This window comes from Thiocapsa sp. (assembly GCF_022340925.1).
GTDB lineage: Bacteria > Pseudomonadota > Gammaproteobacteria > Chromatiales > Chromatiaceae > Thiocapsa.
This window is the reverse complement of the sequence record NZ_JAJDNA010000033.1, coordinates 1-4695: the sequence shown is the minus strand read 5'-3', so window position 1 is coordinate 4695 and position 4695 is coordinate 1. Positions and strand designations below refer to the sequence as shown.

Sequence of the window (4695 nt, the reverse complement as noted above, 5' to 3'; positions counted from 1 at the left end):
TGGCACTGGGTCCCGGCATCTAAGCCGGGACGACGCGCTGGGTGGCTGCCGGGCCGACGTTGCAGTTCGTCATTCCGGCAGGAGGCCGGAATCCAGGGCCAGGGACGGCAACGTCGATGTTGGCACCGAGGGCCGAGTGGTGCTGAGGACGAGGCGTCGCAGTGGGCGCCGAGCGCCCGATCCATGCGTCGCACCGCGGAGCGGGTGCGACGAGCGGGGCGGGGCGGCGCGCTCCCAAGCGCTCTCCACCATCGCGCTCCGGTGCACCCTCTCGCCCTCTCGCCCTCTCGCCCTCTCGCTCCCACGCTCCAGCGTGGGAGTGTCGGGCGGGGGATGGCGGCGCGACGCGCTCAGCCGAGCTCAAACCAAGTGCCAAGCCGCGGCCTACCCTCCCTGGCGCTGGGTCCCGGCATCCTGCCGGGACGACGGTTCCATCTCGTCAGTCCGGCAGAGCCTGCCCCGGACGTGTTCCGGGGAGGCCGGAATCCTGGGTCCGTGTGGACTCTCAAGGGCGCTTGGATTTTCCTATCCGTCGTGGGCGGCGGCTTAAACGGGATCTGGGTGGCCCAGCCCGGCCAAGGCCGCACCGCCGGAGCCGAATCGCTTGAAATTCACCCCGGATATCGCTTTCCATCGTGATACTCTTGCCCCGTGTCGCATGCCGTGAGACATCTCGGCAGGTACACTCTGTTGATTGCGTATTCGCACCCAACAACAACTGAATGCATGCCAAATCATCACTCGGAGACATCACCAATGACCATGAAACAGCCTGTCCTCCTCGCTGCATCCGCCCTCGCCTTGACCCTGTCGGCCGGAGCCATCGCCGAAACGGCGGCCGATCTTGAAAAAGCGCATGAGAAGGCGGAATCCGAGCTGACGCTGGAGCCAGCTCACAGCAAGGCCGAGGCCGACCTCAAGAGCATGGACGCGAAGGAGAAGTCGAAGATGGAAGCGGCCGAGGAGAAGGCCGAGAGTGATCTTAAAAAGATGGACGCGAAATAGGGTTTCTCGAACGCGCTCCATCACGTCCGATGCGGCGACCCCGCCCGCCCGGCTCCCTCGGGCGCGCGGAGGTCACACACGATCGCGGACCCGCCCCTCCCGGTCCGACAACCATCCACACATCCTAAGGTGACGACGATGAAACAACTCGCCCAATTGACCCTGGCGGGCACGCTCGCGCTGTGCCCTCTCCTGCTCTCGGCGCAGTCCTCGACCCAAGACGTCCCGGTCGCCGCGGGGGCAATGGTCAAGGAAGTCACCGGCACTGTCGTCGTGGTCAATACCGAGACCCGCATGCTGACCATCCGCAAGCCCGACGGCGTCTTTCAGGTCATCCACGTCCCTGAGGAGGTGACACGACTCGACGAAGTGAGGATCAACGACACGCTGACGGTTGCCTACATGGAGGCCGTCGCGATCGATCTGCAGAAGGGAGACGCCGCCGCCGGCGCGCCGGCAGCCACGGCGACCAGGGATATCGACCGCGAAGCCGGCCGTTTGCCCGCGGGCACCATGGCGGAGACCGTGAGGATCGTCGGTATCGTCGAAGCGGTCAATAGGGCCAACTCGACGGCCACCATCAGAGGCCCCGAGAACACGATCACGGTCAACGTGCGCGATCCCGCCATGCTCGAGGGCGTTCGCGCAGGAGACAGCGTCACCGTCACCTACATCAGCGCGGTCGCGGCCCAGGTCGATCGCGGGCGCAGCGCGACCAGACCGACGCGGCCGGGCTCGCAGTGATCGCCCGCGGATGAAACGCAGCCCGGCGTGATCGCGACGCCGGGCCTTGCGCGACCAGCCGACGCCTCGGCGCAGATCAGCGACGCCCGGTCGGCCTATCGGACACCATGTTGCCGAGCTCAGGCATGATCGGGCCTGTCGTTCGCGACTTGCGCCGGCCCTCGACTGGCTGGCGCAAGATCCCCTGGCCGCCCTTCTGCGGCGCTGGTTGGTGCTCTGGCCTGGCCTGCCCGGGGGCGCCGTCCTCGAGACCAGGCCGAGCATGGTGAGGGAGGCTTGAGGGCGAGCCTGAACGCAGCCCCGGTTCGGGGCTGGCTCGTTCTGATGGTCGCAGGTGCGCTGGTCCCGGTTGCGGCGCTCGAGCCCCCGGAAGCGGCGCGCCCCGGCAACGTATCGGCCCGCCGACAGCCGCTTCGGTACCGGGGCCGGTCAGCACCAATGGGGCGAGGTTGAGGCGCCATGTCCAAGGCGACGAGGGAGTTCTATGCGGATCTGTACAAACGCCACGGAACCTCGCACCGCTCCCTATCCTTCACGTCGGCACTGACCCAACAGCTGCGGTTCGCGGCCCTGCTCGGCGTGCTGCCCGAGGATCGAGGCACGCCCTTCAGCCTGCTCGACGTCGGCTGCGGGTTCGGTGACCTGTACGGATTCCTCGGCGAGGCCGGCTATTCCAGCGTCGACTACACCGGACTCGACATCATGCCTGAGTTCGTGTCCCACGCGGCGGCCCGCTATCCGGAGTGCCGGTTCCTGGCCGGCGATTTCCTGTCGGTCGACATGCCGCAGGGCGGCTACGACTGCGTGCTGTCGTCCGGGGCCCTGAACATGGTCACCGAGGGCTATCCCGATCATTACGAATTCGTCTACGCGATGATCGAACGGATGTTGGCGCTGGCGCGCCGGGGCGTCGCCTTCAATCTGCTTTCGCAGGCCGGCAAGGACGGGTTCTGGGAGGATCCCCGCTTCTTCTATTGCGACGCGGGGCGGATTCTCGCGCACTGCCGGAGCAAGGTGCCCGATACCGAGCTCGATCATGGCTACCTGAGCTACGACTTCGCGATTCGCGCCCGCAAGTAGACCGCCGGGCCGGGGCACACCGCCACGAGCCCCCGACTGGCCGACGTCGCCGCCTGGACGGCGAAGGGCCCGGTCTCGCTGCGGCGGACGCATGAACACGGCTCCCGCCAGAAGGGACTGGCCGGTTTCTGCACCGCCGCAGTCGCGGCCGCCTTGCACCGGAGGATGCGGAACCCGGCGAGCGCGACCCGGTCGCACCCAGTCCGCGGCCCTGGGTCCCTTCCAGGCTGGCATGGTCGCTTTCCCGTTCCCGCGGGATCCGGCCGGAGTGGCCGGAGAGCGGCATCGGACACGGGTTCGGTCGCGCGACGGGCCATCGGATGGGGAGACCCTGCTGCCTCGTTGACCGGCCGGGATCGCTGCGCGAGGCGAGCGATCACGTCTTGCGCCGGCCGGCATCGGGTGGCATCGTCGTCGCAGAGTCGTTAGGGTTAGGATCTCGACGCCCTCGCCAGCAGCAAGGCGCGCATCGGACCTGAAGCGCTGCAAGGCAGCGACCTCGGTCGGGCGGTCCTGCCCGAGAGCTCGAGGGACCGCGCGACACACCGGCGCTGACATCCCCATGAAGAGTACGACCCTGCACGCCGAGCCAAGATGGGGTGAGATCCTCGCCATTCGGGGCACCGTGGTCGATGTGACCTTCCCCGCGCCGCCGCCCCCGCGTCACAGGCAATTGCTGGCGGGGCCGGACCAGGCGGTCGTCCTCGAGGTCCAGACGCACCTGGACAGGAACACGGCACGTTGTATCGCCATGCGCTCGACCCGGGGCCTGGGCCGCGGCATGCCGGTGCAGGACACGGGCGCGACCCTGGAGATGCCCGTCGGCGAGGCCCTGCTCGGACGCATGCTGAACGTCTTCGGCGAAGCCATCGACGGCGCGGGACCGATCGACGCGCCGGAACGCTGGCCCATCCACCGCCCGCTGCTCCCCCTCGCCGATCGGGTCACCGGCAGCGCGGTCTTCGAAACCGGCATCAAGGCGATCGACCTGCTGGCCCCGCTGGAGCGTGGCGGCAAGTCCGGCCTGTTCGGCGGCGCCGGCGTGGGCAAGACGGTGTTGATCAACGAGCTGATCAACAACATGGCCGAGCAGTACGAGGGCGTCAGCCTGTTTTGCGGCATCGGTGAGCGGATGCGCGAGGCCGAGGAGATGTACCGCGCCATGCAGGAGTCGGGGGTGCTGGACAAGGCGGTCCTGATCTACGGCCAGATGAACGAGCCGCCCGGTGCGCGCTTTCGCGTCGGCCATGCGGCCTTGACCGTGGCGGAGCACTTCCGGGACGTCGTCAAGCGCGACGTGCTGCTGCTGATCGACAACATCTTCCGGTTCGTCCAGTCCGGCACCGAGGTCTCGGGACTGATGGGGCGGATCCCCTCGCGCGTGGGCTATCAACCCACACTGGCGACCGAGCTGGCTGCGCTGGAGGAACGCATCTGCAGCTCGCGGAGCGGCAGCATCACGTCGGTGCAGGCCGTCTACGTGCCGGCCGACGACCTGACCGACCCGTCGGCGACCCATATCTTCGCGCACCTCTCGGCCTCGATCGTGCTGTCCCGCAAGCGCGCCACCCAGGGCCTGTATCCCGCCATCGACCCGCTGCAGACCGACTCCAAGATGCTCACCCCCACCGTCGTGGGCAAGCGCCACTATCGGGTGGCCCAGGCGGTGCGAACGACGCTCGCCGAATACGAGGAGCTCAAAGACATCATCTCCATGCTGGGCATGGAAGAGCTCTCGCAGCACGACCGTGCCACGGTGAGCAAGGCGCGCCGCCTGGAACGGTTCCTGACCCAGCCGTTCTTCACCACCGGGCAATTCACCGGGAAGCAAGGAAAACTGGTTTCCTTGGAGGACACCATCGCCGG

At 67.7% G+C, this 4695-nt stretch carries 4 protein-coding genes; all 4 read left to right on the top strand.

Annotation, left to right across the window (positions count from 1 at the left end; all coding sequences use genetic code 11):
- Nucleotides 1-756: 756 nt before the first annotated feature.
- Nucleotides 757-1005, top strand: a complete 249-nt coding sequence (locus LJE61_RS04700) for a hypothetical protein (RefSeq protein ID WP_296917597.1) — start codon at nt 757-759, stop codon at nt 1003-1005.
- 138 nt (nt 1006-1143) lie between these two features.
- On the top strand, nt 1144-1749 hold the full coding sequence (locus tag LJE61_RS04695; RefSeq protein ID WP_296917595.1) for a hypothetical protein: 606 nt from the start codon (nt 1144-1146) through the stop codon (nt 1747-1749).
- Nucleotides 1750-2208: 459 nt separating this feature from the next.
- The gene (locus LJE61_RS04690; protein ID WP_296917592.1) at nt 2209-2829 is read left to right on the top strand and encodes a class I SAM-dependent methyltransferase; all 621 of its coding nucleotides are present in this window, start codon (nt 2209-2211) and stop codon (nt 2827-2829) included.
- A gap of 562 nt (nt 2830-3391) precedes the next feature.
- Nucleotides 3392-4695: F0F1 ATP synthase subunit beta (gene atpD / locus LJE61_RS04685; protein WP_296917590.1), on the top strand; the 1304-nt coding region annotated here is incomplete at its 3' end.